Origin of the sequence: Nonomuraea antri (genome assembly GCF_013283785.1) — a bacterium.
Taxonomy (GTDB): domain Bacteria; phylum Actinomycetota; class Actinomycetes; order Streptosporangiales; family Streptosporangiaceae; genus Nonomuraea; species Nonomuraea antri.
Window position 1 is genome coordinate 1 of sequence record NZ_JABCPZ010000477.1, and the last position, 2,582, is coordinate 2,582.

Consider the following 2,582-nt stretch of genomic DNA (forward strand, 5'->3'; position numbering starts at 1 on the left):
ACCGCCACCCAAAGCCCCCGCACAGCCATCCACGCTGAGGCCGCCGCTCACGCTGAGGTGGCCACCCCACACCCGCGCATAGCCATCCACCTGGGGCCGCCACCCGCGCTGGGGCCGTCACCCCGTGCTGAGGCCGCTGCCCGCGCTGAGCCCCCCACCCGCGCTGAGAGGCCGCCGCCGCGCTGAGACCGTCACCCAGAGCTTCTGGGCAGCCATCCACGTCTCAGTGCCATCTGGAGCGCCCCGGGTGACCACGCGCGCCCGAGACAGCCAGCCAGAGCCTTCGCACAGCACTCCACGTTCCAGATCGCCAGCGGGACCTCGCGCGGCCCGCCACCCCGTAGCGCCACCCACAGCCCAGACCGTCGGCGACCTTTCAGCCTGCGACTCAATGCGGGTGTCAGTGAGGCGGGCGGTGGGTGTCAGTGGGGTGTCAGCGGCTTTCGCGATCGTCTTCCTTGTCGGGAAACACGAGGTTCCGAAAGGGCCGGGGCAGTGGCGCTCCAGGCTGCGGGATCGTCCAAGACGAGGAGAACCCCCATGATGGCATTCGCCGCCGTACTGCAGTTGCTCATCGCGCTCGCCTTCCTGAGCATCCCCCTGATCCGTCACCGATACGGGCCGGACGCGCAGGCCGCCGCCGAGGCCGAGCTGGCCAGGCAGGGCATCCCGGGCTCGGTCCTGGCGGAGAACAAGCTGCGCTTCGACGCCGGCGGTCACGAGACCGCGGTGCCCGCGGCGGTCGCGCTGGTCATGGCCGCGCTGGCGGTGCTCAACCTGGCCGGTGACGAGTGGGGGCGTACCCTGTCGTGGATCTTCCAGCCGATCGTGCTGCTCGGCAATGCGCTTATCCTGTACAGCCAGCTCACCGCCGCCACCTCGGTGCAGGCCGCCTTCAAGCGCAAGGGTGACCCGATGCTGGCGAGGATCGACGTGCCGGCCTTCCTGTCCGCGGCCGAGCGGGCCTTCCCGTCCTGGGTGTTCCCCGGGATGCAGAACGTCAGGCACGCGGTGGCGTTCGGCGGGTCCGCGCTGGTCATCCTGGCGTTGATCATCGCCTGACGGCGGATCTGAACGGAAAAACCTGCGGGGATTCCGGCGTCGTTGCGGAATTGTTGGATGGGCGGGTGTGACGCCACCGGAAGTAGTACTACACTGCGTAGAGCTACGCCAAGTCTCGTCCAAGTGAGTCACAAGAGCATGTTTCTAGGGTGGGCGCTGCTCCCTGGGGAGTAGTAAGGAATCAACTCAGGGCGGACGCGTGCGTCACCCGTTAGCAGGCATGCTCAACAGGTTCGCACGTCCGAGGCGGGCGATGGGAACACACCGGCAAGCCGTGGAGGAAACCGATGCGCCTGCGTCACAACGACGGAACGCTCGTTCACCTCGCCTATAACGCAGGCGTCCATCCCGCTGAGGATCTGGAGAACCTGATCGCGCACCTGACCCGCTACGCCGTGCCGGTGCGCAAGCGGTTGGGCGTCGAGCGGATGGGCATCGGGCTGTGGCTGTCGCCCACCGTCGCCGACCACCTCACGGCCGACCGCATCGAGCTCGTACGTCTGCGCAGGTCGCTGGAGGAGCGCGGCCTGGAGGTCGTGAGCCTGAACGGCACCGGCGGGCGCAACCAGGAAGTCCCCGGCCCCGACTGGGCCAAGCCGGAGCGCTACCGGTACACGATGGCGCTGGCCAAGATCCTGGCGTTCCTGTTGCCTGAGGACGTACGGTTCGGCAGCATCTCGACGATACCGATCGGCTGGCGCCGCGACTGGCCCGCGGACCTGCACTCGATCGCCACCCGGCGTCTCGAACGCCTGGCTCGCGAGCTGCGCGGCATCTACAGCGTCACGGGCAAGACGATCAGGGTCGGCTTCGAGCCGTGGCCCGGATGCGTGCTGGAGACCACCGAGCAGGCGCTTGAGCGGGTCTGCGGCATCGACTCCGAGCACCTGGGCGTCTGCCTCGACGCCTGTCACCTCGCCTGCGGCGCCGAGGAGCCGGGCGCGGCCCTGCGCGGGCTGGCCAAGGCCGGCGCGCCGGTGGTGAAGCTGGGCCACGTACACAACCACACGGGCGAGACGCCGAGCACCGGCGCGGTGCTGCACGACACGCTGACGGCGATGTTGTCGGGTGCGGTGAGCGGCAGTGCGCACATCGAGGTGGAGACGCACAACCTGGCCGTGCCCGGGCGGGCCAAGGGGCCTGGCGCGCTGGTGTCGCTGCTGGCCGAGGAACTGGCCTGGGCCCGCACCAACCTGACCAGCCTGGGTCTCCAACTCGCCGCCTGATACTTACTTGAGGCTGCCCGACGCCCCCTGAGGACGCCGGACCCCGGCGCCCCTGAGGCTGCCTGGCGCCCTCCTGAAGGTGCCGGATCCGGGCGCCCCTGAGACTGCCTGGCGCCCCCAACTCCAGGGTGCCCGCCTCCGGCTCCATGGCGGCTGCCCGCGCGTGAGGCTGGCTGACCGACCGCCCCGCCGACCCGCAGGTCGTGTTACGCCTGGTGACCCGCAATGGGGGCGTCCGGATCGAGTCCGAGTTCGTCTCGGGGCCCGAGCATCGGGAGGCGCTGGGCGACCTGC

Annotated in this window: 2 protein-coding genes; both read left to right on the forward strand. The window is 69.8% G+C overall.

The window, feature by feature from the left end:
- The first annotated feature begins 540 nt into the window (after positions 1-540).
- Complete coding sequence (locus HII36_RS54615; protein WP_173531286.1) at positions 541-1,062, forward strand: hypothetical protein; 522 nt, start codon at positions 541-543, stop codon at positions 1,060-1,062.
- Positions 1,063-1,349: 287 nt separating this feature from the next.
- The gene (locus HII36_RS54620; protein ID WP_173531287.1) at positions 1,350-2,288 is read left to right on the forward strand and encodes a sugar phosphate isomerase/epimerase family protein; all 939 of its coding nucleotides are present in this window, start codon (positions 1,350-1,352) and stop codon (positions 2,286-2,288) included.
- Positions 2,289-2,582: the final 294 nt, after the last annotated feature.

What these genes read in the sequence shown, in the direction of transcription:
- HII36_RS54615 (WP_173531286.1), top strand. Translation starts at nt 541, where the DNA reads ATGATGGCATTCGCCGCCGTACTGCAGTTGCTCATCGCGCTCGCCTTC.
- HII36_RS54620 (WP_173531287.1), top strand. Translation starts at nt 1,350, where the DNA reads ATGCGCCTGCGTCACAACGACGGAACGCTCGTTCACCTCGCCTATAAC.